The organism is Polynucleobacter sp. es-EL-1, from assembly GCF_018687975.1.
Taxonomy (GTDB): domain Bacteria; phylum Pseudomonadota; class Gammaproteobacteria; order Burkholderiales; family Burkholderiaceae; genus Polynucleobacter.
The window spans coordinates 1,816,849-1,843,831 of sequence record NZ_CP061310.1 but is presented as its reverse complement, the minus strand read 5'-3'; the positions used below and the strand labels follow the sequence as shown (position 1 = coordinate 1,843,831).

Annotated in this window: 27 protein-coding genes and 1 riboswitch; of the genes, 21 read left to right on the top strand and 6 right to left on the bottom strand. The window is 45.6% G+C overall.

The features are described from left to right. Nucleotides 1-20 precede the first annotated feature (20 nt). The 5 genes from argB to FD974_RS09390 are packed head-to-tail and all read left to right on the top strand — an operon-like array spanning nucleotide 21 to nucleotide 4,640. The gene (argB, locus tag FD974_RS09410; protein ID WP_215364524.1) at nucleotides 21-923 is read left to right on the top strand and encodes an acetylglutamate kinase; all 903 of its coding nucleotides are present in this window, start codon (nucleotides 21-23) and stop codon (nucleotides 921-923) included. Nucleotides 924-945: 22 nt separating this feature from the next. After that, a complete protein-coding gene (gene slmA, locus FD974_RS09405) occupies nucleotides 946-1,599 on the top strand; it encodes a nucleoid occlusion factor SlmA (protein ID WP_215364521.1) in 654 nt (217 codons plus the stop codon). Then, entirely contained in the window at nucleotides 1,596-2,735 is a 1,140-nt protein-coding gene (locus FD974_RS09400; protein ID WP_215364518.1) for a homoserine O-acetyltransferase, read from the top strand. Before slmA ends, FD974_RS09400 begins: the two co-directional genes overlap by 4 nt. Next, complete coding sequence (metW, locus tag FD974_RS09395; RefSeq protein ID WP_215364515.1) at nucleotides 2,732-3,313, top strand: methionine biosynthesis protein MetW; 582 nt, start codon at nucleotides 2,732-2,734, stop codon at nucleotides 3,311-3,313. The genes FD974_RS09400 and metW overlap by 4 nt, the downstream gene beginning before the upstream one ends. Then, on the top strand, nucleotides 3,306-4,640 hold the full coding sequence (locus FD974_RS09390; protein WP_371817113.1) for an MFS transporter: 1,335 nt from the start codon (nucleotides 3,306-3,308) through the stop codon (nucleotides 4,638-4,640). Before metW ends, FD974_RS09390 begins: the two co-directional genes overlap by 8 nt. Here FD974_RS09390 and FD974_RS09385 read toward each other — a convergent pair. Beyond that, complete coding sequence (locus FD974_RS09385) at nucleotides 4,633-5,415, bottom strand: exodeoxyribonuclease III (RefSeq protein WP_215364513.1); 783 nt, start codon at nucleotides 5,413-5,415, stop codon at nucleotides 4,633-4,635. The genes FD974_RS09390 and FD974_RS09385 overlap by 8 nt on opposite strands. Before the next feature lie 8 nt (nucleotides 5,416-5,423). On the opposite strand from FD974_RS09385, the gene pyrE reads away from it, so the two are divergent. Beyond that, a complete protein-coding gene (pyrE, locus tag FD974_RS09380) occupies nucleotides 5,424-6,092 on the top strand; it encodes an orotate phosphoribosyltransferase (RefSeq protein WP_215364511.1) in 669 nt (222 codons plus the stop codon). A 42-nt stretch (nucleotides 6,093-6,134) separates the two neighbouring features. Here the strand turns inward: pyrE and dapF are convergent, their stop codons facing one another. The 3 genes from dapF to FD974_RS09365 are packed head-to-tail and all read right to left on the bottom strand — an operon-like array spanning nucleotide 6,135 to nucleotide 8,834. Continuing rightward, nucleotides 6,135-6,989 (bottom strand): diaminopimelate epimerase, encoded by an 855-nt coding sequence (dapF, locus tag FD974_RS09375; RefSeq protein ID WP_215366870.1) that lies wholly within the window; start codon nucleotides 6,987-6,989, stop codon nucleotides 6,135-6,137. A 59-nt stretch (nucleotides 6,990-7,048) separates the two neighbouring features. Continuing rightward, a complete protein-coding gene (locus tag FD974_RS09370; protein WP_215364509.1) occupies nucleotides 7,049-7,948 on the bottom strand; it encodes a lipid A biosynthesis acyltransferase in 900 nt (299 codons plus the stop codon). A 25-nt stretch (nucleotides 7,949-7,973) separates the two neighbouring features. Beyond that, nucleotides 7,974-8,834, bottom strand: a complete 861-nt coding sequence (locus FD974_RS09365; protein WP_215364506.1) for a lysophospholipid acyltransferase family protein — start codon at nucleotides 8,832-8,834, stop codon at nucleotides 7,974-7,976. Between the two features lie 203 nt (nucleotides 8,835-9,037). Here FD974_RS09365 and metK point away from each other — a divergent pair, with 203 nt between their 5' ends. The 3 genes from metK to metF all read left to right on the top strand — a co-directional run bounded on the left by metK (nucleotide 9,038) and on the right by metF (nucleotide 12,782). After that, nucleotides 9,038-10,204, top strand: coding sequence for a methionine adenosyltransferase (gene metK / locus FD974_RS09360; protein WP_215364504.1), 1,167 nt, complete (start codon nucleotides 9,038-9,040; stop codon nucleotides 10,202-10,204). A 79-nt stretch (nucleotides 10,205-10,283) separates the two neighbouring features. Then, a riboswitch (S-adenosyl-L-homocysteine riboswitch) is annotated at nucleotides 10,284-10,389 on the top strand. 61 nt (nucleotides 10,390-10,450) lie between these two features. Then, entirely contained in the window at nucleotides 10,451-11,896 is a 1,446-nt protein-coding gene (gene ahcY / locus FD974_RS09355) for an adenosylhomocysteinase (RefSeq protein ID WP_215364501.1), read from the top strand. A gap of 55 nt (nucleotides 11,897-11,951) precedes the next feature. Continuing rightward, nucleotides 11,952-12,782, top strand: coding sequence for a methylenetetrahydrofolate reductase [NAD(P)H] (metF, locus tag FD974_RS09350; RefSeq protein ID WP_215364498.1), 831 nt, complete (start codon nucleotides 11,952-11,954; stop codon nucleotides 12,780-12,782). On the opposite strand, the gene FD974_RS09345 is transcribed toward metF, so the two are convergent. Further along, nucleotides 12,772-13,404 carry a 5-formyltetrahydrofolate cyclo-ligase gene (locus tag FD974_RS09345; RefSeq protein ID WP_215364495.1) on the bottom strand — a complete coding sequence of 211 codons (633 nt, stop codon included), beginning with the start codon at nucleotides 13,402-13,404 and terminating at the stop codon, nucleotides 12,772-12,774. The two genes, metF and FD974_RS09345, sit on opposite strands and share 11 nt — an antisense overlap. A 97-nt stretch (nucleotides 13,405-13,501) precedes the next feature. Here FD974_RS09345 and FD974_RS09340 point away from each other — a divergent pair, with 97 nt between their 5' ends. The 3 genes from FD974_RS09340 to FD974_RS09330 are packed head-to-tail and all read left to right on the top strand — an operon-like array spanning nucleotide 13,502 to nucleotide 17,484. Then, nucleotides 13,502-15,409 carry a transglycosylase SLT domain-containing protein gene (locus FD974_RS09340; RefSeq protein WP_371817140.1) on the top strand — a complete coding sequence of 636 codons (1,908 nt, stop codon included), beginning with the start codon at nucleotides 13,502-13,504 and terminating at the stop codon, nucleotides 15,407-15,409. A gap of 22 nt (nucleotides 15,410-15,431) precedes the next feature. After that, on the top strand, nucleotides 15,432-16,340 hold the full coding sequence (locus tag FD974_RS09335) for a complex I NDUFA9 subunit family protein (RefSeq protein WP_215364491.1): 909 nt from the start codon (nucleotides 15,432-15,434) through the stop codon (nucleotides 16,338-16,340). Nucleotides 16,341-16,344: 4 nt separating this feature from the next. After that, the gene (locus FD974_RS09330; RefSeq protein ID WP_215364487.1) at nucleotides 16,345-17,484 is read left to right on the top strand and encodes a polynucleotide adenylyltransferase; all 1,140 of its coding nucleotides are present in this window, start codon (nucleotides 16,345-16,347) and stop codon (nucleotides 17,482-17,484) included. Nucleotides 17,485-17,488: 4 nt separating this feature from the next. Here FD974_RS09330 and FD974_RS09325 read toward each other — a convergent pair whose 3' ends face one another. After that, on the bottom strand, nucleotides 17,489-18,676 hold the full coding sequence (locus FD974_RS09325; RefSeq protein WP_215364484.1) for a class I SAM-dependent methyltransferase: 1,188 nt from the start codon (nucleotides 18,674-18,676) through the stop codon (nucleotides 17,489-17,491). Between the two features lie 31 nt (nucleotides 18,677-18,707). Here FD974_RS09325 and FD974_RS09320 point away from each other — a divergent pair, with 31 nt between their 5' ends. The 9 genes from FD974_RS09320 (at nucleotide 18,708) to FD974_RS09280 (ending at nucleotide 26,883) form a co-directional block, all read left to right on the top strand. After that, nucleotides 18,708-19,523, top strand: a complete 816-nt coding sequence (locus tag FD974_RS09320) for an SDR family oxidoreductase (RefSeq protein ID WP_215366864.1) — start codon at nucleotides 18,708-18,710, stop codon at nucleotides 19,521-19,523. A 43-nt stretch (nucleotides 19,524-19,566) separates the two neighbouring features. Further along, nucleotides 19,567-19,962 (top strand): dihydroneopterin aldolase, encoded by a 396-nt coding sequence (locus FD974_RS09315; protein ID WP_215364481.1) that lies wholly within the window; start codon nucleotides 19,567-19,569, stop codon nucleotides 19,960-19,962. A 30-nt stretch (nucleotides 19,963-19,992) separates the two neighbouring features. Further along, nucleotides 19,993-20,901, top strand: a complete 909-nt coding sequence (gene ttcA / locus FD974_RS09310) for a tRNA 2-thiocytidine(32) synthetase TtcA (protein WP_215364478.1) — start codon at nucleotides 19,993-19,995, stop codon at nucleotides 20,899-20,901. Next, the gene (glmU, locus tag FD974_RS09305) at nucleotides 20,898-22,373 is read left to right on the top strand and encodes a bifunctional UDP-N-acetylglucosamine diphosphorylase/glucosamine-1-phosphate N-acetyltransferase GlmU (protein ID WP_215364475.1); all 1,476 of its coding nucleotides are present in this window, start codon (nucleotides 20,898-20,900) and stop codon (nucleotides 22,371-22,373) included. The genes ttcA and glmU overlap by 4 nt, the downstream gene beginning before the upstream one ends. Continuing rightward, nucleotides 22,373-24,205 carry a glutamine--fructose-6-phosphate transaminase (isomerizing) gene (gene glmS, locus FD974_RS09300; protein ID WP_215364471.1) on the top strand — a complete coding sequence of 611 codons (1,833 nt, stop codon included), beginning with the start codon at nucleotides 22,373-22,375 and terminating at the stop codon, nucleotides 24,203-24,205. The genes glmU and glmS overlap by 1 nt, the downstream gene beginning before the upstream one ends. A 19-nt stretch (nucleotides 24,206-24,224) precedes the next feature. Further along, entirely contained in the window at nucleotides 24,225-24,863 is a 639-nt protein-coding gene (locus FD974_RS09295) for an FMN-binding negative transcriptional regulator (protein ID WP_215364468.1), read from the top strand. Nucleotides 24,864-24,990: 127 nt separating this feature from the next. Continuing rightward, entirely contained in the window at nucleotides 24,991-25,410 is a 420-nt protein-coding gene (locus FD974_RS09290; RefSeq protein WP_215364466.1) for a MarR family winged helix-turn-helix transcriptional regulator, read from the top strand. 22 nt (nucleotides 25,411-25,432) lie between these two features. Continuing rightward, entirely contained in the window at nucleotides 25,433-25,990 is a 558-nt protein-coding gene (locus tag FD974_RS09285; RefSeq protein WP_215364464.1) for a flavodoxin family protein, read from the top strand. Nucleotides 25,991-26,019: 29 nt separating this feature from the next. Further along, the gene (locus FD974_RS09280) at nucleotides 26,020-26,883 is read left to right on the top strand and encodes a pirin family protein (RefSeq protein ID WP_215366861.1); all 864 of its coding nucleotides are present in this window, start codon (nucleotides 26,020-26,022) and stop codon (nucleotides 26,881-26,883) included. Nucleotides 26,884-26,983 lie beyond the last annotated feature (100 nt).

Here is a 26,983-nt window from a genome sequence, read left to right as displayed (position 1 = left end):
GACTCAATTCAGAAGCAGCAATGACCAAGCAATCACCATCTATTAGCGAAATCCCTCCTTTATTAAAGGCAGAGATTTTGGCTGAGGCTTTGCCTTATATCCGCGCGTATCACGGGAAGACCATCGTTATTAAGTACGGCGGAAATGCCATGGTGGAAGAACGTCTGAAGGAAAGTTTTGCACGCGATGTTATTTTGCTCAAGTTAGTTGGCATGAATCCCGTAGTAGTTCACGGCGGCGGCCCGCAAATTGATGAGGCACTTAAGAAAATTGGTAAGAGTGGCACCTTTATTCAAGGGATGCGCGTTACTGATGAAGAAACTATGGAAGTGGTTGAGTGGGTGCTTGGTGGTGAAGTGCAACAAGATATCGTGATGCTGATCAACCATTTTGGCGGTCAAGCGGTTGGCTTAACCGGCAAAGATGGCGGTTTGATTCGTGCAAAGAAAATGCTAGTTGCCGATGAGAAAACACCTGGGGGCACAATTGATCTTGGTTTTGTAGGTGAAATTGAAGCGATCAATCCTGCAGTTGTTAAGGCTTTGCAGGATGATGCTTTCATTCCCGTGATCTCTCCAATTGGATTTAGTGAAGAAGGTCAGGCATACAACATCAATGCAGACTTAGTGGCTGGCAAGATGGCAGAAATTTTGCACGCTGAGAAGTTAGTCATGATGACCAATATTCCAGGAGTAATGGATAAGAGCGGCAATCTGTTAACTGATCTGACGGCGCGCGAGATTGATGCCTTATTTGCAGATGGCACTATTTCCGGCGGCATGCTTCCTAAGATTTCTTCAGCATTGGACGCTGCCAAGAGTGGTGTGAATTCAGTTCATATTATTGATGGACGAATCGAGCATTCTTTGCTGTTAGAAATTTTGACTGAGCAAGCTTTTGGAACGATGATTCGCTCGCGTTAAGAATAAAATAAAAGAGATAAACATGCGTGATTCTTTAGAGCCCACTTCAGAACTTGAAGCAAGCACTGTCGATGCGGCTAAGACACGCAAGCGCCCACGTCCAGGCGAGCGTCGCCTTCAAATCCTTCAGGTACTTGCCGAGATGTTGCAAAACCCAAAGGGTGAGCGCGTCACAACGGCAGCATTAGCAGCAAAAATTCAAGTTTCTGAAGCAGCTCTTTATCGACATTTCGCCAGTAAAGCGCAAATGTTCGAAGGTCTTATTTCTTTCATTGAGCAAACGGTATTTGGTTTGATTAATCAGATTAATCAAAAAGAAGAATCTGGACTTGCACAAGCGCGCGGTATTTTGCAAATGCTTCTATTCTTTGCGGAAAAAAACCCTGGGATGACTCGCGTCCTTTTAGGCGATGCATTATTGCAAGAGGATGATCGTTTGCAAGAGCGCATTACCCAGGTCTTAGATCGCGTTGAGGCTTCATTAAAACAAGCGCTACGAATTGCCCAAACTCAAGGCGGTGCCTGGGCAAATATTAGTCAAGATGAAGTCAGTATTCGTGCTGCGATGTTGATGAGCTGTGTTCTAGGACGCTGGCATCGATTTGCTCGCAGTGGCTTTAAAAAGCTACCAACAGATGCATCTGATATCAGTCTGCGCATCCTTCTATCCGAATGAGCGAGCTACACCTCTCAAGAAATACAATCCACTTTGCCGAGCCTTTGCCTTTGCAAAGTGGCGCCATACTATCTGGCTATGATTTAGTGATTGAAACTTACGGCAAGTTAAATGCCGATAAAAGCAATGCAGTATTAGTTTGTCATGCCTTAAATGCGTCGCATCATGTGGCTGGCCCGAACCCAGATGATCCAAAGGATATTGGTTGGTGGGATAACATGATTGGTCCCGGTAAACCCGTGGATACCGATCATCTCTTTGTTATCGGAGTTAATAACTTAGGCTCTTGCTTTGGCTCAACTGGTCCAATGAGTATTAATCCTGCTAGTGGCAAACCTTATGGCGCAGACTTTCCAGTCATTACGGTTGAAGATTGGGTCAATACTCAAGCTCGCTTAGCGGATAAGTTGGGCATCCGTAAATTTGCTGCTGTGATGGGCGGCAGTCTGGGTGGCATGCAAGCTTTGGCTTGGTCAATACAGTTTCCTAAGCGCTTGGCACATTGCGTCATCATTGCTTCAACACCCAAGCTGAGCGCTCAGAATATTGCTTTTAATGAAGTGGCGCGCAATGCCATTTTGTCTGATCCTGATTTCCATGGTGGAAATTATTATGAGCATGGTGTAGTCCCTAAGCGTGGTTTACGTTTAGCGCGTATGGTGGGACACATTACGTATTTGTCTGATGACGATATGGCAGAAAAGTTTGGGCGCGAATTGCAACGCCCCGACGGTGAGTCACATGACTACCGCTTTAGCTTTGATGTTGAATTCGAGGTTGAGAGTTATCTGCGGCATCAAGGAGATAAATTCTCTACTTATTTTGATGCCAATACCTATTTACTCATTACTAGAGCCTTAGATTATTTTGATCCATCACGTCGTTACGAGGGAAGCCTCAATCGTGCCTTGGCTGAGGTGCAGGCGAAGTTTTTGGTGGTGAGTTTTTCTACTGATTGGCGCTTCCCGCCAAATCGTAGTCGCGAAATTGTGGAGTCCTTGCTTAGTAACAAGAGTGAAGTCAGTTATGCAGAGATCGACGCTCCCCATGGGCATGATGCATTCCTGTTGGATGATCCTCGTTATCACAACTTGATTCGAGCGTATTTTGAGCAGATGCTGGAGGCAACATCATGAAGCGCGTAGACTTTGCCGCGATTGCGAATTGGATTGCTCCCAAAAGTGAAGTGCTTGACCTTGGTTGTGGTGATGGCAGTTTTTTGGAGTATTTGCAAAAGCAAAAACCTGTACATGCTTATGGTGTTGAGATTGATGATGCACGCGTTCTGTCTTGCGTACAAAAGGGTATCAATGTCATTCAGCAAAATCTGGAGGGCGGGTTAGCGCTATTTGAGAACAGTAGTTTTGATACAGTGGTGCTTTCGCAAACCTTACAAACTATTCATGAGACTGAAAAGATTTTGCGCGAAGTGGTGCGAGTCGGTAAAGAATCGATCGTGTCATTTCCTAACTTTGGACATTGGTCCCATCGTTTATCAGTAGGTTTTGGGCGGATGCCTGTCTCTAAGAGTCTGCCTTATCAGTGGTACAACACCCCTAACGTACGCGTCCTCACAGTGGCCGATTTTGAAAAACTGGCCTCTAGCTTAGGGCTCAAAATTTTGGATCAATGCATCTTGCATGAAGGCCGTCAGGTGACCTTGATGCCCAATCTTTTTGGAAGCTTAGCGCTGTTCCGCGTTCGCCGTGCTTAGTGCTGCTCAGTCCTGGCTGAAAGATTTTCGGGTTTATCTCGAGTGGCCTTGTTTGCGAATGCTTTTCTTGGGCTTCTCCGCAGGATTGCCCCTCTTATTAATTTTAGGTACGCTCAGCTTTTGGCTGAGAGAAGCAGGCATCGATCGCAGCACCATCGGCTATCTCACATGGGTTGGTCTGATCTATGCATTCAAGTGGATGTGGGCACCGCTGGTCGACAGACTACCTATCCCCGTGCTGACTTCATTTTTTGGTAGACGGCGGAGCTGGCTATTATTTGCCCAGATGCTGATCATCTTAGGTCTTGTTGGTATGGCCAGCATTGATCCTCAGGCGCAGCTCACGCCAATTGTTTGGTGTGCTTTATTGGTTGCGTTTGGTTCTGCTACTCAAGATATTGCTTTAGACGCCTTTCGGATCGAGTCAGCCGACAGCGATCATCAGGCAGCTTTGGCGGCAACCTATCAAATGGGCTATCGATTAGCGTTAATTTGGTCTGGTGCTGGCGTATTGTGGTTAGCTGCTCGGGCTGAGGCTGGAACTATTGGCTACGATGCCAGCGCTTGGCAGTTCGCGTACCTCTGTATGGCCCTTTCTATTGGGGTAGGAGTTGTCACGACGCTATTGAGTAAAGAACCGGTGCGCGTTGAGTTAGCAAAGGCCCGAAATGCTAAGGCATGGCTGCATCAAACTCTGATTGAACCTTTTGCCGACTTTATTACGCGTTATGGTTGGCATGCCATTCTCATTCTGTCTTTGATTGCCATCTATCGCATTAGTGATGTGGTGATGGGCATTATGGCCAATCCGTTTTACGTCGACATGGGCTACACCAAAGACGAAGTTGCTGCTGTGAGCAAGGTGTTTGGTGTGGTGATGACTTTGGTGGGCGCTTTTGTTGGTGGAGTTCTCACTCTTCGATTTGGTGTAATGCGTATTTTGTTTTTAGGCGCAATTCTGTCGGCCGTGAGTAATTTGTTATTTGCATGGCTTGCAACGCAGGGTCATGATTTGCATGGCTTGGTGTGGGTAATTTCTGCAGATAATCTGAGTTCAGGAATCGCTACTGCAGCTTTTATTGCATTTTTATCGTCGCTTACTAACATTCAGTATTCAGCAACGCAGTACGCTTTATTTAGTTCGATGATGCTACTGATGCCCAAATGGTTGGCCGGATTCTCAGGTGTTTTTGTTGATAACTTTGGTTACTCAACATTCTTTATCAGTACTGCCATTATTGGTGCACCGGTCTTAATTTTGATTTGGCTGACTATTCATTTCAAAGTGGTGGAATTTAAAAAGCACGACTCTCAGGTTGTTAAATAGTCCATTCATAATCCACGGTTAATGGCGCATGATCTGAGAAGCGCTCATCTTTATAAACAGCCGCTTTTTTCGCGCTTTGAGCAATGCCAGGAGTGGTGATGTGATAGTCGATGCGCCAGCCCACGTTCTTTGCATACGCTTGACCCCGATTGCTCCACCAGGTGTAGCAGGCATCGGTCGCTTCTGGCTCTAGCTTTCTATAGACATCTACGTAACCAACTTTACCAAATAGGTTTGTCAGCCAAGCACGCTCTTCTGGTAAAAAGCCTGAGTTCTTCAGGTTGCCTTTCCAATTTTTTAAATCGATTTCATTGTGGGCGATATTGACATCGCCACATAAGACAATCTCGCGCCCTGATTTTTTGAGCTCAACTAGGTGTGGCAAGAAAGAGTCTAGATAACGATATTTTGCTTCCTGCCTTTCTGGCGAGCTTGAGCCTGAGGGCATGTATACGGAGATGACTGAGAGCTTCTTAAATCTTGCTTCAACATAGCGACCTTCAGCATCAAACTCCGCATTTCCGTAGCCATAGAGCACTTCATCCGGATTGTGGGGGGTGTAGATGCCGCAGCCGCTATAACCCTTTTTCTCGGCATGATGAAAGAAGCCATGTAGGCCATCAGGATTAAGAATCGCATCCTCTAGATCATCTTGCTGGGCTTTGAGCTCCTGCATACAAACAAAGTCCGCCTTTTGTTTTACAACCCAAGGCATAAAGCCTTTTTTGACTGCAGAGCGGATTCCGTTGAGGTTGGCAGAAATGATGCGTAACATATAGGCCTATGAGCTCAAAAAATTCTAATCAAGATAACTTTATTCGTTTTGCCTTAGAGGCAAATGTTTTGTCGTTTGGGGAGTTTAAAACTAAAGCGGGACGTCTATCGCCTTATTTCTTTAATGCGGGTGGATTTAATGATGGAGCGCGTTTAAGTGCTTTAGGTCGTTATTACGCCAAAGCCTTACAAGAGTCTGGCATTGAATATGACATGCTTTATGGCCCTGCTTATAAAGGGATTACCTTGGCTGCTGCAACCGCAATTGCGCTTGCTGATGCTGGTCGTAACGTGCCATATGCCTATAACCGCAAAGAAGCTAAAGATCATGGCGAGGGGGGCTCTTTGGTAGGCGCTCCAGTAAAGGGCAAAGTAGTCATCATTGATGATGTTATCTCTGCAGGAACCTCGGTGAGAGAGTCCGTGAAACTCATTCGTGAAGCAGGTGCTGAGCCAGCAGCGGTGTTAATTGCTTTAGACCGCATGGAAAAATCAGGAACTGCAACAGAGATTGGTGATAAGTCAGCAGTACAGGCAGTTGAGCAAGAGTTCGGATTGCCGGTAGTGGCGATCGCTAACTTAGCTGATGTGATGAGTTTCTTAACGGCATCAAGCGATACTGGGTTAACAAATTATCTGCCTGCTGTTAAAGCATATCGCGCAAAGTACGGGGTTTGATCTAAGGGGGTTGTATTGCTCTGAAGACAACAGAAAAATTCTTTAGATACTAGTTTCGCCTTCAAACACTGTTACTGCAGGGCCAGTCATGATGACTGGTTGGGCAACTTCATTAATCATCCCGCCCCAAGCAATTTGCAAATCGCCACCGCGGGTATGGACCTTCACTGGTGAATCTAGTAAGCCACGGCGAATTCCCGAAACTACCGCAGCACAGGCGCCCGTGCCACAGGCAAGCGTTTCGCCGGCGCCACGCTCGTAGACGCGCAGTTTGACTTCATTGCGATTGATGATTTGCATATAGCCTGCGTTGACCCTTTTGGGGAAAGCAGAATGATTTTCGACAGAAGGGCCTTCTTCTAAGACGGGAGCGCTATCTACATCACCGACTACTTGAACGGCATGGGGATTGCCCATCGATAAGACGCCAATCCAGCTATCGTGTGGAGCAGGCGTTGCAATCGGTAATGCGTAGAGCATTTCATGAAACTCTTGCTTAGTCGCCAAACCTTCAGCGTCAAAAGGAATCTGCTTGTGCTCAAAAATAGGGGCACCCATATCGACCTCAACTTGCCCATCTTCATGAGATTTGAGTGTAAGCACTGTATGTGCAACCTCAACCCGCAAAGGATTTTGATTGGATAAACCTTGGTCAAGCACAAAGCGCACAAAGCAGCGTGAGCCATTGCCACACTGTTCAACTTCTCCACCGTCGGCATTAAAAATGCGATAACGAAAATCTGCATCAGGACGAGTAGCTTTTTCCACTAAGAGAATTTGGTCTGCGCCAATACCAAATTGACGATGAGCTAGTTTTTGCCATTGCTCACGAGTAATCTCACTAAGGTCTTGATTAATTCCATTGAGCACAATGAAATCATTGCCCGCACCATGCATTTTGGTGAAGCGTAAAGTGCGCGCAGACTTGTTTAAATTCGTGCTCAAAAGATTTCCAATTAGTTATAAAGACTAGGCTCGCCAGCTGGCCGATGCTTAAAGCGTTTATGTACCCAATAGTACTCTGCGGGCCTTTCACGAACAAGGTCTTCGATATATTTATTCAGGCGTGCAGTATCTTCCTCAACGTCATCTGTTGGAAAATTGGGTAATGGTGGGCTGATATTGCACGTATATCCCATGCGATCGGGATTTAATGTGGTGGTCATGAGGCAAACTTCTGCGCCACTGAGCCTAGCAAGGCGTGAGACTGAAGTGATCGTATTAGTTTGGATTCCAAAAAAGGGAACAAAAATAGAGTCACGGGGGCCGAGATCAATATCTGGTGCAATAAAAATAAAGTTACCTGTTTGAATTTCGCGAATCAAATCACGTAAGCGACTTTGCCTCTCAATCGATTTACCCCCAAAACGATTGCGCCATTCAATCATCTTTTGATTGAAGAAGGGATTCTTCATATTTTGATAGAGCCCTGCACCACGTGGCCAGTCATGCTGACTTGCTAAAACAGACAGCGCCATGAAGCCGCCTTCAAGCCCTACAAAATGAGGATTAATTAAGAGTCGTGGCTTGCTATCGCCTAAAGTGATTGCAGAGTTGATGGTGACAATGTCAGTAATCTGTTTTCCGCTTCCAAGCCAGATTCGGCTTCTTTCAATCACGCTACGCCCAAATAGTTTCCAGTGCTCTAGTGCAAGTGAATCAATTTCATCTGCACTCAGATTAGGGAAGCACAAACGCAAGTTCGTTTTCACAACCTTGGCTCGTTCATTGGGAATATGGGCGGCTAGCCAGCCCAGCCCGTAGCCAATGTAAATGGTGAGGGTGTATGGCAAAAATGCAAAAAGGCGAAGTAAGTTCAGCGCCAGAAAATTAAAAACGTTTTGTAACCAGGTCATGTTGAATAAATTATAAATTTATTAACTAATTACTTGGTGGCAGTTCTGCTCCGCTAGGATGTTTGTAGCGGTTATATGCCCAGATAAATTGATTGGGTGCGACTAGGATCGCATTCTCAATAGCAGTGTTCAGTTCAGCAGCTGCAAGTGTCGAGTCTTCAGAAAGCCGCTCTAGTCTCTTAGCCTGCATGAGCCAGCCTTTGCCAAGATCTTTGCGTTTGGCAGTAAACATGACTACTGGTGTGTTGTTGCGATTAGCTAGTCTTGCGGGTAGCGGAGTTGTGTAGGCAGGGCGCCCAAAAAAGGGTACCCAAACGCCTTCACCGCCGCTAGGTACCTGATCTGGAAGAATGCCGATAGCTTCGCCACGAGTGAGTGCTCGCGTCATTTGACGTACGCCATTTAGATTGGTGGGTACGAAATGCATATTGGGGTACGCGCGACCTTCTTCAACTACTTCATTTAGCCACTCTTGGCGGGATGGGCGATAGAGGATGGTTGCTGGAAAATGCTGTGCTAATACCCTGGGAATGATTTCAAAACCACCGAGGTGCGGAGTCAGCATGACTAAGCCATGACCCTCATTGATTGCAGCCTCAACGACATCCCAGTCTTGCACTTCAACAAGGGAAAGGGCTTTTTTGGGATTTCGCCAAATCCACAGGCTGTCTGAGAAGAGTTGCCCTGATGCCGCCGCCGCATGCCAGATTTGCAGAGGTAAATGATGGCTTTTCACAACGGCCTCGTATTGAGGACGAAAAAGCGAGCGATATTGCTTGGACCCCACATAGGCCAGAATTCCCAAAATGCCGCCAATGACCTGAACTAGGAATAAGGGCAACACTGCAATTGCAGCGAGGGTTAGCTTGAGAAGGAGTTTGCGCACCCTCTAATGATATTCAATGCCAGCGCTAGGGCCAAATTTCCTATGCTGCTTGATGAATAAGTCGATTTTCGGATAGAATTCACCCATCGCTGAGTTAAGACAACTTGCAGGGCGATTCAAAAATTCTGCTAAAGCGTCGCCGTTGTGGTTCCTGGCACGTCGAGTTGTCCCATAGATCGTGTTAATTTTTAAAGGAATATGCAATGGCAAATGATTACTTCTTTACCTCAGAATCGGTTTCTGAAGGTCACCCCGATAAAGTAGCAGACCAAATCTCTGATGCCATCCTGGATTCAATCCTGGCTCAGGATCCAACTGCACGCGTTGCTGCGGAGACTTTGTGCAATACCGGCTTGGTAGTTTTGGCTGGAGAGATCACAACGAACGCCAATGTGGATTACATCCAAGTGGCTCGCAACACTTTGCGTGAAATTGGTTACGACAACACTGACTACGGTATTGATTACAAAGGTTGTGCCGTGTTAGTTGCTTATGACAAGCAAAGCCCCGATATCGCTCAGGGCGTAGATAAGGCGCATGACGACGGTTTAGATCAAGGCGCTGGTGACCAAGGCTTGATGTTTGGTTACGCTTGTGACGAAACTGCAGAGCTGATGCCTTTGCCAATTCATTTGTCACACCGCTTGGTAGAGCGTCAGTCTCAACTACGCCGTGATGGCCGTTTGAACTGGTTGCGTCCTGATGCAAAGTCTCAAGTGACCTTGCGCTATGTGGATGGCAAGCCTGACTCTATCGATACCGTGGTTCTTTCCACTCAACATGATGAAGAAATCTCTCTCGAGAAATTGCGTGAAGCAGTGATCGAAGAAATCATCAAACCAGTGTTGCCGAAGCATTTGATTAAAGGCGCAATTAATTTCTTGGTAAACCCAACAGGTCGATTTGTTATTGGCGGCCCGCAAGGCGATTGTGGTCTGACTGGTCGCAAAATCATTGTGGATACTTACGGCGGTGCAGCTCCTCACGGTGGTGGCGCGTTCTCTGGGAAGGATCCATCTAAGGTGGACCGTTCTGCAGCGTATGCTGGTCGTTATGTAGCAAAAAATATCGTTGCTGCTGGTTTAGCAAGTAAGTGCTTGATCCAAATCTCTTATGCAATTGGTGTGGCTAAACCAACCTCAGTGATGGTGAGCACCTTTGGTACTGGCAAGATTGCTGATGAAAAGATCGCTCAATTGGTATCTGAACACTTTGACTTGCGCCCAAAAGGTATCGTCAAGATGTTGAACCTCTTACGCCCGATCTATCGCAAGACCGCTGCTTATGGCCACTTTGGTCGTGAGGAGCCAGAATTTGCTTGGGAGCAGTGCGACAAGGCGCCTGCATTGCGTGCAGCAGCAGGTCTATAAGCTGCTTTCTAGGTAGTAAATTTGCAGTATGTAGCTGTATTGAGGCGAAATATGGCGAAATTGATTACAATTTCGCCATACCTTCAAGGAGCGTTGCAAGGATTGCTGAGACCCAGCACTTCCCCAGGCTTGAAGGGAGTGAGTTCTTAAACGGAATTTGCTAATTGCAACCGCGCTCGCTAACCCATGATTCAATGGCTAGCGAGTTCTTACTCCAGCATTGGATCGTATTTAGCTGGAGCATTCATGAGTACCGTTTCCGATTTAAACAACTTTGTAGCAACCCGTTGCGCGATTGCTGATATTTCTTTAGCTGACTTTGGCCGTAAAGAAATCGCTATTGCTGAAACTGAGATGCCTGGCTTGATCGCTATCCGCGATGAGTTTGCAGCACAACAACCTTTGCGTGGTGCCCGTATCACTGGCTCCTTGCACATGACTATTCAAACTGCAGTTTTGATCGAGACTTTAGAAGCTCTCGGCGCTGAAGTGCAGTGGGCATCTTGCAATATTTTCTCTACACAAGACCATGCTGCTGCTGCAATCGCTGCAAATGGCACGCCTGTTTTTGCGATCAAAGGTGAAACGCTTGAGCAATATTGGGACTTCACTCATCGTATTTTTGAGTGGGCAGATGGTGGCTATACCAATATGATCTTGGATGACGGTGGTGATGCTACTTTGCTATTACATCTTGGTGCACGCGCTGAAAAAGATCAGGCTTGCTTAAATCATCCAACTAGCGAAGAAGAAACTATTTTATTTGCTGCCATTAAAAATAAATTAGCTCAAGATCCAACTTGGTATTCCACACGCCTAGAAAAAGTAAAAGGCGTAACTGAAGAAACGACAACAGGCGTACACCGTTTGTATCAGATGTTTGCCAAAGGTGACTTAAAGTTCCCTGCAATTAACGTGAACGATTCTGTTACTAAGAGTAAGTTCGATAACCTCTATGGTTGCCGCGAATCCTTGGTTGATGCGATCAAGCGTGCTACTGACGTCATGGTTGCCGGTAAGGTTGCCGTGGTTTGTGGTTACGGCGATGTGGGTAAAGGTTCAGCTCAAGCTCTACGTGCTTTGTCTGCTCAAGTTTGGGTGACTGAAGTCGATCCAATCTGTGCATTGCAGGCGGCCATGGAAGGCTACCGTGTAGTAACAATGGATTACGCTGCTGATAAAGCAGATATCTTTGTTTCCGCAACTGGTAACTACCATGTGATTACACATGACCACATGGTGAAGATGAAGAATCAAGCCATCGTTTGTAACATCGGTCACTTTGATAATGAGATTGATGTTGCTGGTATTGAAAAATACAAGTGGGAAGAAATCAAGCCACAAGTAGATCATGTGATTTTCCCAGCAGCCAATGGCAATCCTGAGAAGCGCATCATCATCTTGGCTAAAGGCCGTTTGGTTAACCTTGGTTGCGGTACAGGTCACCCATCATATGTTATGAGCTCTTCATTTGCGAACCAAGTAATTGCACAGATCGAATTGTGGAATGCTGTTGGCACAGATAAATATCCGGTCGGTGTTTACACCTTGCCAAAGCATTTGGATGAGAAGGTTGCGCGTTTGCAGCTCAAGACACTCAATGCAGAGTTGACAGTGCTTTCTGATCAGCAAGCGTCTTACATTGGCGTAACGAAGGAAGGTCCATACAAGGCTGACCACTACCGTTATTAATCTGCACATTGCTAGATATTGTTCAATAGAGAAATAGAGATACAGGCCCAAAACCATGGAATTAAGCGTTGAATTCTTCCCTCCAAAAACACCTGAGGGTGAGAGTAAGCTGCATGTAGTGCGCGAGCGTTTTAGTGAAACGCTCAAGCCTGCTTTTTATTCCGTGACTTTTGGTGCCGGTGGTTCTACTCAATCTGGCACATTGAAAGTGGTGAGCGATATTCATGCTGCAGGTGCAGCGGTTGCTCCCCATTTATCTTGTGTTGGTAGCTCACGTGAAAGCGTGCGCGAAATGTTGAAGCAATATCAAGCTTTAGGTGTTAAACGGATTGTGGCTTTACGTGGTGACTTACCCTCTGGTATGGGCCAGTATGGTGAGTTTCATCACGCTAATGAATTGGTTGAATTTATCCGCACCGAAACAGGCGACTGGTTTCATATTGATGTAGCTGCCTATCCAGAAACGCATCCTCAGGCTAAATCACCCGCCACTGATGTGGATTTCTTTGTGCAGAAGATGAAAGCTGGAGCCAATTCGGCAGTCACTCAGTATTTTTACAACAGCGATGCTTACTTCCGCTTTGTTGATGAGGCCTATGACTTGGGTGTTACTCAGCCGGTGATTGCTGGGATTATGCCAATTACCAATAGCACTCAGCTACTACGTTTTTCCGATGCTTGTGGCGCAGAGATCCCACGTTGGATTCGTTTGCGTTTGCAGTCTTATGGCGATGACACTGCTTCGATTCGTGCATTTGGTGAAGAGGTAGTGACCGATCTTTGCGATCAGCTCTTAACTGCTGGTGCTCCAGGATTACATTTCTATTCGCTCAATCAAGCAGATGCTGTTTTAGCGATAGCAGACAATCTCAGTCTCAATAAGTAATCAATAAGCCTGACTCAGTCAGCATGGCATCCAGGGGCTCATCATGAGTTTGAGCCTGCCATTGAGCATCATCTAATTTTTGCCAATCAAAGCCAATACCTACGCACAGTAGGTTTGGTTTAGCCTTACGCAACTGAGCCAAGGTGCGGTCAAAGTAGCCTCCCCCATACCCCAGTCGCCAATAATGCGTTTTATTACCCACGCTGGATTCTGACCAGCCTACGCAGGGAATCAAAATACAGTCCGGAGTGATTTGAGGTCTACGGGGGTTGTTGGGCTCTGGTTCAGGTACCCCATGCTTGCTGGGGATCAAAAGGTCGCCCTGTTCCCAAAGATAAAAATCCAGATGCTTGTCTTGCCGAGCAAAGGGCAGGGAAAGAACTCTGATGGATTCTTCTTTAGACCACCTTAGGAGCGTGGGCCGCAAGTCAATTTCATCCTGAATGGGGCAATATAAGGCTATAGAGCTCACCCGGTCTCGATGCTCCGCAAGAAAATGCTCTAACCCAGTCAAGACAGCGTTTTTGCTGGCCGAATATGTCGAGCTAGCCGCAAATTGTTTTCTTTGGGCTAGCAAGTCTTGCCGTAGAGTTTTTGGAGAATTGCCGTGCATATCAGCCATTATCAGGCGAAAATTGGAGGATATAGTAAATCCATAGGATAAAACGGTGAAAAAGAAGGTTGATGCATTGTGCGGGCGGCAAAAAACTGTAGCGGGAATATTGTTTCTCGCACTGTGCATTGCTGCGCCAAGTTTTGCTGCAGAAAAATCTAAAAAAACTGGTCAACCTACGCAAGGCAGGATGTCTGCTTTTGAAATTACTGAGGGCGATCGAACTTTTATTGAATTGCGAGAAGCTGCCAAAAGAAATGATGTGGCTCGCGCACAAACCCTGGCCGCTAATTTAACCAACTATCCCTATGATGACTACGTAGCGTATTTTCGTATTAAGCCGCAACTATTTGATAGCGCTGGAATAGCTCGTGCTGATACAAATGCAGATTCTCAGGTAATCAAATTTCTAAATCAGTATCAAGGCACTGCTTTGGCTGATCGTATGCGTAACGATTGGTTACTGGTATTAGGTAAGCGCAAAGACTGGGCAAGATTTGATGCAGAGTACCCTAAATTTGTTTTGGATGATGACACTCAGGTGAAGTGTTATGCGCTTCAATCTCAGTTAGAGCAAGGGGTAAATCCCACGAAACTAGCTATAGATGCGCGTGCAGTGATGTTAGACCCTCGATATTTTGGTCAGGCTTGTCAGGAATTGGTTCCCGCATTGGTGGCTGCTGGCGGTATGACGCCAAATGAAGCTAAAGCGCTCGGTCGCGCTGCCGGTGAGATGGGCTTTGAAACTGTGTCACGTCGTATTGGCGGCGAAGATCCCATTGCCGATATTGTGAAGTCCGCCAGGTCAGATCCAGCAAAAGCCTATAGAGATTTTTCTCAAAACGCTTCACGTTATAGCAAGGAAAATCAAGCAGTAGCTTGGGGTGTCATCGGACAGTTTTTGGCCAAGAAACTAGATCCTAATGCTGATGAAGCTTATCGGTTACAGCAGGAGCTTGGATATAACGAGCTTTTATCTACTGAAGGCCAGGAGTGGAAGGTACGCGCAGGTTTGCGCGCTAAGGACTGGAGCTTAGTCAAGAATGCTATTGAAGGAATGCATCCAGTAGTGCGTAGAAAAGATCCTGCTTGGACGTATTGGTATGCGCGTGCACTAAAAGCTGAGGGTGATGATGACAAAGCCAGGGAGCATCTTGAATTTATTGCTGATCAATACAACTTTTATGGGCAGCTTGCTCGTGAAGATTTGGGAAGACCGAATCATGCGCCTCCAAAAACTAAAGTAAGCGATGAGGAGATTGAACTGATGGCTAGTCGCCAAGGCTTTATTCGTGGTGAGCGGTTTTATGCCATGAATTTACGTTTTGAGGGCAATCGTGATTGGAATTGGGAATTGCGCGGCATGAGTGATAAGCAGTTGTTGGCCGCTGCTGAGTATGCGAAGCGTATTGGTCTATATGACCGCGTGGTAAATACTGCCGATCGAACAAAACAAGAGCATGACTTTAGTTTGCGTTATCCAACGCCTTTTCGGGATGAACTTTCTCCGATCGCAAAACAAATTGATTTGAATCTAGCTTGGGCATATGGATTAATACGCCAAGAGTCGCGATTTATTATGAACGCCTCTTCTTCGGTAGGTGCCTCGGGTTTGATGCAGGTGATGCCAAAGACTGCTAAGTATGTAGCCAAGAAAATTGGCATGAATTCATATACCAATGATCAATTGAGTGATACCAATACCAATTTAACTTTGGGTAGCAATTACTTGAATATGGTGTTGATGGATCTTGATGGTTCTTGGGTGCTCGCTTCAGCAGCTTATAACGCTGGACCATCTCGCTCGAAGTCTTGGCGTGCAAAGCTGAGTAGCCCAACGGAGGGCGCTATTTTTGCCGAGACCATCCCATTTAATGAGACGCGCACTTATGTAAAAAATGTATTGGCTAATGCTACTTATTATTCATCGGTGATGCATGGCCAAACGCAGTCATTAAAGCAACGCCTAGGAGTAATTGCACCTAAAGCGGCAAATTCATCTGAATTGCCATAGTATTTCTAAATATTGGAGTCTTATGAAATATGACATTTTGCTCATTGGTGGTAACGGTTTTGTAGGCCGTGTTTTGGCCGCTCAGCTCCAAGCAGAGGGTTATTCTGTGTTGTTGCCAACTCGGCATCTAGCAGCTGCTCGTGAGTTACGTATGTTGCCAAAAGTGCATTTAGAAGATGCTGATATTCATGAATTTGATGCGTTGCAAGAGTTATGCTCACGAATTAAATCTAATGGCGCAGTGATCAATTTGGTAGGAGTGTTGCACGATAAGCCAGCCTCTCCATATGGTAAGGCTTTCAAAGCGGCGCACGTCGATCTTCCAAAGAATATTATTACTGCTATGCAAATGCATGGCCTTAAAAGATACTTACACATGAGCGCCTTGGGCGCTGATGCTCATGGTCCTTCTATGTATCAACGCAGTAAAGGGGATGGTGAGCAGGCCGTGAAAGCCAGTAATTTAGCTTGGACCATTTTTAGACCTTCAGTGATTTTTGGTGAGCAAGACCAATTCATTAATTTATTTGCTAAGTTAACAAAGTTATTTTCAGCAATGCCCTTGACAAACTCCAATGCTCGGTTTCAGCCAGTGAGCGTCGATGATGTAGCGACTGCTTTTACCAAGGCATTAAAGATGCCAAGCACTATTTATGAATCTTATGATTTAGTGGGTCCTACGGTTTACACCATGAGAGAAATTGTCGAGTTTGCTGCTCGCAAGGCAAATACTCAGTGCGCCATTATTCCTGTGCCTGATTTTGTGGGTTACTTGCAAGCGCTAGCATTTGAATTTTTGCCTGTACCAACACTCATGTCTCGCGACAATATTGCCTCAATGAGGTTACCTAATATCTTGCCATCTAATAGGGTGGATGCTTTGACCCAGGTTTTTGGCATTAGTCGTCGTACTTTAGAGGGCATGAAGTAAGTCAATGAAGATCTATGCAGTAGGAGGGGCTGTTCGGGACACTCTCATGGGTTTGCCGGTGCACGATATTGATTATGTCGTGGTGGGCTCTAGTGTGGATGAAATGATTGCACAAGGTTTTCGGCCAGTCGGAAAAGATTTTCCGGTGTTCTTGCATCCAGAGACTCAAGCTGAATACGCCTTGGCGCGCACAGAGCGTAAAACAGGCACGGGCTACAAAGGCTTTATGTTTTATGCTGACCCGACCGTTACGTTGGAGCAAGATTTAGAGCGACGGGATCTAACCATCAATGCCATGGCACAAGAGGTCGGCGCTGACGGTAAATGGGTGGGCCCTATTTTGGATCCCTACAACGGCCGGCAAGATTTAGCTGCTAAGGTATTTCGTCACGTGTCTGATGCTTTTGCGGAAGACCCTCTGCGCTTGTTACGCATTGCGCGTTTTGCAGCACGTTTTCCCGATTTCATAGTGGCACCAGAGACGATGCAAGCTTTGCAAGCGATTGTTCACTCTAATGAATTATCAGCACTCTCTCCCGAAAGAATCTGGCAAGAGCTAGCTAGGGGTTTAACAGCTGCTAAGCCAATGCATATGTTTCAAGTGCTCCTAGACTGCGGAGCAGCAAAACCATTACTCCCAAGCGCATTGGTCCTCAGCTTAGCGCAAGATGATTTCCGCAAGGATTTGATTGCCCATTTGCAAACCGCTGACGATCACTTAGAAAATCGCTGCGCCGTTGTCCTTATGCATTTGCCTAGTGCTGACATTCGTTCTTGGGCTGAATGCATACGCATGCCAAATGAGGTACGTGATTTCTGTGAAATATTTAGCGAGCTCAATCGATTAATTGAACAGTCCCAAGGACGTCCTGATTTTACTTTCCAGGCTGCTGATGTCTTAGCTTGGTTTAATCGAGCAGATGTTTGGCGAAAACCTGATCGTGGAAATGCTTTGTTGGATTTGGCAAAGCGTATTGGCTTGAATGTCGATACTTTAATTTCGGCAATGCAAAATACCCAATCGCTCAACACGGCTCAAATTATTGAAGGCGTTCCGCTAGAAGAGCGCTCCAATGGTGAAAATATTCGTAGTGCAGTGGATGCCGCTAGACTCTCCGCCATTAGTGCAGCCATAAACAACTAAAAGCTTACAGCCGGTTTCTGCCTCGAAGGCCGGGTAAGTCTTCTAAGACATGGTCTGGCAATACGTCAGATAGTTTCTTTGAGAACGCAAAGACTTTGAAGAGCTCACCCATTTCTGCCTCTGACAATAGCTTCTGCAGGGAATTAGAGATTGGTAAGAATATTTCTGGATTTCCTGGGTCACCAATCTCTAGCGCAATATCGCCGATACCAGCATCCAGCAAGTAACTTGCTTGATTGCTGAGATAGACATCATCAACTTTTTCTTCTAGCGCGCTACGTGCAATCTGTGACCACTCCACATGCGTTGTTAAATCACATAGTCCTGGAAGGTGAAATGGATCTTGAATAGCATGATGGCGATGATGCGCCATGAGTGTGCCTTCTAGGCGCTGAGCATGGTAATACTCGCCCTCCGGAAACCCGTAATCGAAGGTAAGGAAGAGTCCTGTATCGAGATGCTTGGCTACTTGGTGCATCCAATCATTTGCGGGCGCATGTAATTCGGTAACGTAGCCTTCAGAAAAGTTTCCGGTGAGTAAAGTCTCTGGAAGCAATGACTGCTCAACGGGTTGTCCTGCTGACCAAGCAAGCTTGCCATCAATTACAGCGACGCCTTGTTGATACCAAAACCCATTTTGAAAAATGATGGCATCACACGGAATAGCATCTATGACCTCATTTGCCAGAATGATGCCTTTGAAATTGCTGGGTAAAGAATTTAACCAATGGCATTGAGTAGAAAGGGCTAGTTTTTCTACAACTTGCTTGAGGCGCTCTTCTTGCCTTTGGGCTAGGTCGGGTGAGATCTCAATAATGTCGTAGTGATCCAGGTCAAAATCCAGATCGTGCAATCGGGTGAGAATAGATTCGGCTAACTTTCCGGTGCCAGCGCCAAACTCCAGAATTTGGGCGGGAAGCCCTTGGGCCTTCAGCCCTTCTAGAATGGGTAAAAGGGTTTCTACAATGGCGGCACCAAATAAGGGGGAGAGCTCTGGGGCTGTCGTGAAATCACCGCCAGCACCCAATTTATGGGCTCCAGCGCTGTAATAACCCATGCCGGGCTCATATAAAGCCATTTCCATATACCTTGAAAAGGGCATCCAGCCACCTTTGGAGGCGATTTCAGCCATTATTTTTTGGCTAAGAAGCTCTGTATGAGCCGTTTCTAGGCTGGTCAAGGTAATATCCATAGCTCGCTAGTCTAAGAGAATTTCCGTGAGCTTGAGTTCAAACCTTTCACCTTTGCAAAATAAAGCGGTTTTAGTGACCGGCGCAGCTAAGCGTCTCGGTCGTGAAATCGCCTTGGAATTTGCTCGTCAAGGCTGGGATGTGGCAATTCATTACGGACAATCTGAGTCTGAAGCTCTAGCCACTATTGCTGAAATTGAGAATCTAGGGCGCAGAGCAAAAGCCTTTCAAGCTGATCTTGCTCTTGAGGATGAATTAAAAGACTTATTCTCTGCCGTTACGGGTGAGTTTGAGAATCTGCAATGCTTGGTCAATAGCGCGTCTATCTTTGAATTTGACCGGGCTAATTCTGATAGCCCACTGACTGCTAAAACATTGCAAGATCATATGCAAGTCAATTTAGCGGCACCTATTTTGCTATCCCAGTTGATGTTTGAATATCATAAGCGTCAGACAAAGAAAGCAAGTGATAGCGATTTATCAATTCCATCGGTGGTTCAGTTGCTCGATCAAAAGCTGATCAATCTCAATCCAGATTTCTTGTCATACACCTTATCCAAGTCTGCACTTCTCACTTCCGTAGAGTTATTGGCAGTAGATTTTGCACCCTATATCAGGGTGGTAGGTTTAGCACCAGGAATTACTTTACTATCTGGCGATCAAACAAGCGAAGGTTTTTCAAGGGCGCATCAAATGACGCCATTAGGAAAATCTTCAACCCCAAGTGATATTTCAAAAGCCGCTGTATTTTTGGCCAGTTCGAATGCGATCACAGGCACTACCCTATATGTAGATGGTGGACAACATCTATCGCCATCTTCACGCGATGTGATGTTTAAAACGAATTAAGAATTTAATACAGAATAAAAATTAAAAAGAGTTGATAAAAATTATGCATGCCATTCTTTCTCATCCAGCACTTGCTGATTGCCGCCGCTTGTTTCTACGTGACTATGAAATCTATATCAATATTGGTGTGCATGATTTTGAGAAGAAGGCTGAGCAGCGTGTCATTCTGAATGTAGATCTCTATATTCCATTAAATATGAACACACCTTCTAAAGATTTATTAGAAGAGGTTGTGGATTATGACTTCATGCGTGAAACCATTAAGGCGCGGTCATCTCAGGGTCATATCCATTTGCAGGAAACGTTTTGTGATGACATCGTCAATGCGATGTTGCGACACCCTAAAGTCATTGCTGCGCGTGTGAGTACTGCCAAGCCAGATGTATATCCAGATTGCCATTCCGTTGGTGTCGAAGTATTTCGAATGAAGCAAGCTTAAAGAAATATATTGCGAAAAGAATTGAATTTTATGGGCGATATTCGTAAAGTTGTCTTTGAAGAGAATAAGCTAGAGAAGAAGCTCTGTCGTCTCGTTGGCCAAGCTATTGGTGACTTTGGCATGATCGAAGATGGCGACAAAGTGATGGTATGTTTATCGGGTGGTAAAGATAGTTATGCCATGCTTGACATTCTATTGAAGCTGCGTGAACGTGCTCCTATTGATTTTGAGATTGTGGCTGTAAATCTAGATCAAAAGCAACCAGGCTTTCCAGCTGACATACTGCCAAATTATTTAACTGCACTGGGCGTGCAATTTCATATTGAGAATCAAGATACCTACAGCATTGTTAAGCGCGTAGTGCCAGAAGGGAAAACCACCTGTGGCTTATGTTCCCGTTTGCGCCGTGGCATTTTGTATCGTGTTGCAGATGAGTTGGGTGCCACCAAGATTGCTTTAGGCCATCACCGTGATGACATCTTAGAAACATTGATGTTGAATATGTTCTTTGCTGGCAAGCTGAAAGGTATGCCGCCAAAGTTACGCTCGGACGATGGTAAGCACGTTGTGATTCGTCCGCTAGCTTACGTCCCAGAAAAATTACTAGAGCGCTATGCTGTAGACATGAACTTTCCGATCATTCCCTGTAATTTATGCGGAAGTCAGCCAAACTTACAACGGGGCGCCATGAAGGATATGCTGCGTGATTGGGAAAAGAAATTCCCTGGTCGTGTCGAGAATCTATTTCGATCAATGCACCATATCGTCCCCTCCCATTTAATGGATGGTGAAGCATTTGATTTTAAAAATCTGGAAATTGCATCTGAGTTATCCGGGATTGCCGCGAGATCTGCTGGAGATAAGGCCATTGATGAGACAGAAATTGATGAATTAGCCTGCGGAACCCTGATTCAGGGGACTTATAATTCCTCTTTATGAACATCGTTATTTTGGCTGCTGGGCAGGGAAAGCGGATGAAGTCCGCATTACCCAAGGTTCTTCAAACCTTGGCAGGAAAGCCGCTTTTGCAGCATGTTCTCTCTACAGCGCTGGATTTGCAGGGTAAAAATGTAAAAACAGGCCCAATCGTGGTCGTTGGCCATGGCGCTGCAGATGTAAAGGAATTTCTCATCTCTGCGATTGCGCAGGATTCCAGATTTAACAAGGTCACTACAGCGCTTCAAGCGGAACAAAAGGGAACAGGTCATGCATTGTTGCAAGCCCTCCCCAAATTGGATGTGAATGAGCCAACTTTAGTGCTCTACGGTGATGTGCCGCTTACAAGCAAGAAGACGCTCTTAAAGTTAGCAAAATTGGCGGATGGTATGCGTGGCCAAGATTCCGCTTTGGCGCTCCTGACTCAAAATCTCAGCAATCCAACAGGCTATGGCCGTATTGTGCGTGATATTGATGGGTCGGTTAAATCCATTGTTGAAGAAAAAGATACAAGCTCTGAGCAAAAACGTATTACTGAAATTAATACCGGCATGATGGTGTTGCCAACGAATTCGCTCAAGAAATGGTTAAAGGCTTTACGTGCTAGCAATGCTCAGGGTGAATATTATTTGACCGATGTGATTGCAATGGCAGTAAAAGATGGCGTGCCCATTCGTACCGCTCAGGCTGATGCTGAATATGAAACTGTTGGCGTCAATAGTCGTGATCAGCTGGCTGCTTTAGAGCGTGTTCATCAAATGAATCAAGCAGGCCTATTGATGGATGCTGGCGTGTCTTTAGCTGATCCTGCGCGCATTGATATACGCGGAACATTAGAGTGCGGTACCGACGTCTTTATAGACGTGGGATGTATCTTCGAAGGCTGCGTTACTCTAGCTGCTGGTACTAAAGTGGGCCCGTATTGCATTGTTCGAAACAGCATCATTGGTAAGAATGTCATCATTCATCCCTATAGCCACCTCGATGGCGCTAAGGTAGGTGCTGGTTCATTGATTGGACCTTACGCCCGTTTACGCCCAGGCGCAGACTTAGCAAACGATGTACATATTGGTAACTTTGTCGAAGTCAAAAATAGCAAGATTGCCGCCAACAGCAAAGCCAATCATTTGGCTTATGTAGGCGACTCCATTGTGGGTTCTAGAGTCAATATTGGTGCGGGTACGATTACTTGTAACTATGATGGTGTTAATAAGCATCAAACCATTATTGAAGACGACGTTTTCATTGGGTCGGATACGCAATTGGTTGCGCCGGTGCGTGTTGGTCGCGGAGCTACTTTAGGTGCAGGTACTACTTTGACTAAAGATGCCCCGCCTAATCAACTTACTGTGTCACGAGCCAAACAGATCTCTTTACAGTGGCAGCGCCCAGTTAAGCAAGAGAAAAAGCCGGCAATCAAGAAAGCTGCTGTAAAAAAAGTAGCTACTAAACAATCTAGTAAGGCAAAAAAATAATGTGCGGCATAGTGGGTGCAGCATCGCGCAATAATATTGTTGATGTACTCATCGAAGGTCTGCGTCGTCTTGAATACCGCGGTTATGATTCTTGTGGTTTTGCGGTCATTAATGGCGATGATGCAAAGCATCCAATCGAGCGCGCTCGTACTACAGCACGTGTCTCCGAATTGGCTGAGCAGGGTAAAGATTTTTATGGAACTCTAGGAATTGCCCATACTCGTTGGGCAACACATGGTAAGCCAGATACTCAAAATGCTCACCCCCATATCTCTGGTGGATTGATTGCAGTAGTACATAACGGCATTATTGAAAACTATGAATCTCTGCGTGCGGAGCTTCAGACTGCGGGATATGAATTTAGCTCTGAAACAGATACTGAGGTTATTGCCCACTTAATTCATCAGTCATATACGGCAAGTAAGCAGGCCGATTTAGTCGCTTCTGTTAGATCTGTGTTGCCGCGTTTGCATGGTGCCTATGCAATTGGCGTCATTGCACAAGATCGCCCTGATATCTTGGTAGGCGCCCGCGTGGGTTCACCTTTGGTTGTTGCCTTGGGTTCTGATGAAAACTTTCTTGCCTCTGATGCGCTAGCGCTCGCTGGCCGTGCGCACTCGATGATGTATTTGGAGGAAGGTGATGTTGCCGTCCTCAAGGCGGAGAGCGTTGAGATCATTGATCAAGAGGGCAAATCTGTCCAAAGAGAGCATAAGGCTATGCCTGCTCAGGCAGACTCAGTTGATCTTGGGCCTTATCAGCATTACATGCAAAAAGAGATCTTCGAGCAACCTAGAGCAATTGGGGATACCTTGGCCAATATTGCTAGCTTTGGGCCAGAGCTATTTAATGCTGATGCTGAAGGATGGAAGAAATTTGATCAGATTTTGATCTTGGCATGTGGCACGAGTTATTACTCAGCCTGTGTTGCTAAGTATTGGCTAGAAGACATTGCAGGCATTCCGACGCAAGTTGAGATTGCTAGTGAATATCGTTATCGCACTACAGTGCCCAATCCAAATGCATTAGTTGTTGTGGTATCTCAGTCTGGCGAGACGGCTGACACCTTGGCTGCTTTGCGTCATGCGCAAGCCCTGGGCCATCAATACACTTTGGCTATTTGCAATGTTGCTAGTAGTGCGATGGTTCGTGAAACCAAGTGGAATTTTTTAACTAAGGCAGGTACAGAGATTGGCGTTGCCTCCACCAAGGCTTTCACTACACAATTAGTGGCACTCTATCTGTTAGCAGTTTCCTTGGCTAAGCGTGCAGGCAGGATTGACGCTGAACGTGAAAAAGTTTTATTACGAGAGCTGCGCCATCTACCGAAAGCGTTGCAAGCAGTATTGGCGCTAGAGCCTCAAATTATTGCTTGGAGTGAAGCATTCTCTAAGTGTGAGAATGCCTTGTTCTTGGGTCGCGGTATGCATTATCCAATTGCACTTGAGGGCGCACTCAAGCTTAAAGAGATTTCGTATATTCATGCTGAAGCATATCCTGCTGGTGAGCTCAAACATGGTCCATTAGCGCTAGTGACTGAGAGGATGCCGGTGGTTACGATTGCTCCAAACGATGATTTATTGGAAAAGCTGAAGTCCAATATGCAAGAGGTTAAAGCCCGTGGTGGCAAGCTTTATGTCTTTGCTGATCAAGATGGCAACATCACTAGCAGCGAAGGGATTAATGTCATCCGTTTACCTGAGCATTATGGAAATCTTTCCCCTATATTGCATGTAGTTCCTCTGCAGCTGCTTTCTTATCACACGGCCTGTGCTCTTGGAACGGATGTAGACAAGCCACGCAATTTAGCCAAGAGCGTCACAGTAGAGTAATTTCGAGAATTTATCTGCCATGTACATCCCAAGTGCATTTTCAGAGACAGATGTTCAAACGCTTTTGGCGTTCATTAAGCGTTATCCACTGGGCCTGCTAATCTCGTTTGGCCAATCGGGGCTATTGGCTTCCCCAATTCCATTTCTATATCGAGAAAATAACGGCAGACCCATGCTTGTATCTCACTTAGCGAGAGCAAACCCGCACTGGAAAGATCTTTTGGATCTTAAGGAGTGTTTAGTAGTTTTTCAGGGTATTGATGGTTATGTCACTCCAAGTTGGTATCCATCAAAACAGACTACTCATAAAGTAGTTCCAACTTGGAACTATGAAATGGTTCAGATTAAGGGCGTTCCCAAAGTGGTTGAGTCAACAGACTGGCTAAGATGCCTGGTTGGTGATTTAACAGATTCAATGGAAGCCACGCGCAAGAGCCCGTGGAGGGTAGATGATGCCCCTCCCGACTTTATAGATAGTCAACTTAGGGCAATTGTTGGTCTTGAAATTGACATTACCGTAATTCAAGGTAAGTGGAAAATGAGTCAAAATCGGCCCACTGATGATGCAAAGGGTGTTGTGAGGGGATTGTCTGATCCTCATGATCCGCATGCCAATTTAGCGCTTGCACAAATTGTTTCTAAGAAAAATAAGCTATAAATTAACCTTAGATTTCGTCTGATATATAAAAGAATGCGTTACTTAATCCTTCGTTTGACGAGGGGTTTTTCATTTGGTACTAACTAGTACTAAAATAGTACGCATACAGACTAAATTAGGTAGTTAAATGGGTCATTTGTCATTGGTTAAGGAGTTAGTTCAAGGATATCAAGCCTTTGAGGCTTACTCTGCAGATCACATTAGGGGTATGGGTCTCACCATGACCCAGTTTGATATTGTTGCGACCCTTGGAAATCAACCGCCAATGACTTGTAAGGAGCTAGGTGAAAAGACGCTGGTTTCTAAGGGAACTATGACTGGAGTATTAGAGAGACTTATCGCTAAAGGTTTAATAAAAAAGTACGTCAATGTAGATGATGGAAGAAGCTACAAAATTGGATTGACTAAAGCAGGTGAGAAATTATTTAAAAAGATATTTCCCGATCATGTGAAGTATCTCGCCAAAGCAATGGATGGGCTCAGTAAAAAAGAATTGGAGCAAATAGTGCTTGTATTGAGAAATGTCAAAGCATTATTTAGTAAGTAAATTTGACAATAAAGGAGATGTGATGACTAAAGTAGCCGTGGTATTTCATAGTGGTTATGGGCATACGGTAAAGCAGGCAGAAGCAGTGGCTAAGGGCGCCAACGGCACATTGATCTCTATAGATGCTGAGGGCAATATCTCCGATGCGCATTGGGATCTACTAAACGCTGCTGATGCCATTGTGTTTGGTTCCCCAACCTATATGGGAACAGTCAGCTGGCAATTTAAGAAGTTTGCTGATGCAAGCTCGAAGATTTGGTATGGTCAGAAATGGAAAGACAAGATCTTTGGTGGATTCACAAACTCTGCCACGATGAATGGTGATAAGCACTCTACATTGCACTACTTTTTCACCTTGGCAATGCAGCATTCGGGTATTTGGGTTGGCACTGGTTTAATGCCTTCCAATGCTAAATCTGCCAAACGTGATGATGTGAATTATGTAGGCTCTTCCGCGGGGGCAATGATGCAGACGCCTTCAGATGCAAGTGCTGAAGAAGTGAATTTAGGTGATTTAGAAACGGCCCGCTTGTATGGTGAACGTATTGCAAAAATCACAAGTCAGTTTAAGGGGTCTTAATTTAGGATTGATGGGCCATTGGGTAAATGATGAAGAAATGTATTGGCATACAGGGAAATGATCAGGGGCATTGGGTAGGCGATGGCTTCCCAGTGCGAACCTTGTTTTTCTATCAGCATTTAGGAAAACAAATGAGTCCATTCCTGATGCTTGATTACGCCGGTCCAGCCCACTTTCCTGCCACCAGCGAGCGTAAGGGTATTGGATCGCATCCCCATCGTGGTTTTGAAACCGTCACTATTGTTTATGAAGGTGAAGTTGCACACAAGGACTCAACTGGCCAGGGCGGCACTATTGGTCCCGGGGATGTGCAATGGATGACTGCTGGTTCTGGCATCTTGCATGAAGAGTTTCATTCTGAAAGTTTTGCTAGTCGTGGAGGCACGCTAGAGATGGTGCAACTTTGGGTTAATCTGCCAGCAAAACAGAAGATGACAGCTCCAAGCTACCAAGCTATTTTGGACAAAGAAATTCCAGCCATTCATTTGAAGGGTGGTGCGGGAGTCGCCCGAATTATTGCTGGAAAGCTAGATGTCCATACAGGGCCCGCTCATACATTTACGCCCATGAATGTCATTGATCTGAAATTAAAGAAGGGTACTGTCTGTATTCCTGCGCCTAATGGTTGGAATACTTCTCTCGTAGTTCTCAAGGGCACTATTCAAGCGGGTGATGGTGGGGTAGCTAAGGATGCGCAGATGTTGATGTTTAGCAATCAAGGGCAAGATATTCAAGTGAATGTACTGGAGGATTCGATTGCCTTGCTGCTCAGTGGAGAGCCTATTCCTGAACCTATCGTCGGTTATGGACCTTTTGTGATGAACACCCAAGAGGAAATTGCTCAAGCGGTGCAGGACTTCAATGCTGGAGTGTTTGGCAGTATTGCCCATTAATAATGTGTGCTACAGAAAAAATTTGATTTGACTTCCTAGTTAAGCTGTGTACAAAAATTCACTATTGAAATCAAGGTGTTACACAGAGTAGTTTATAAAA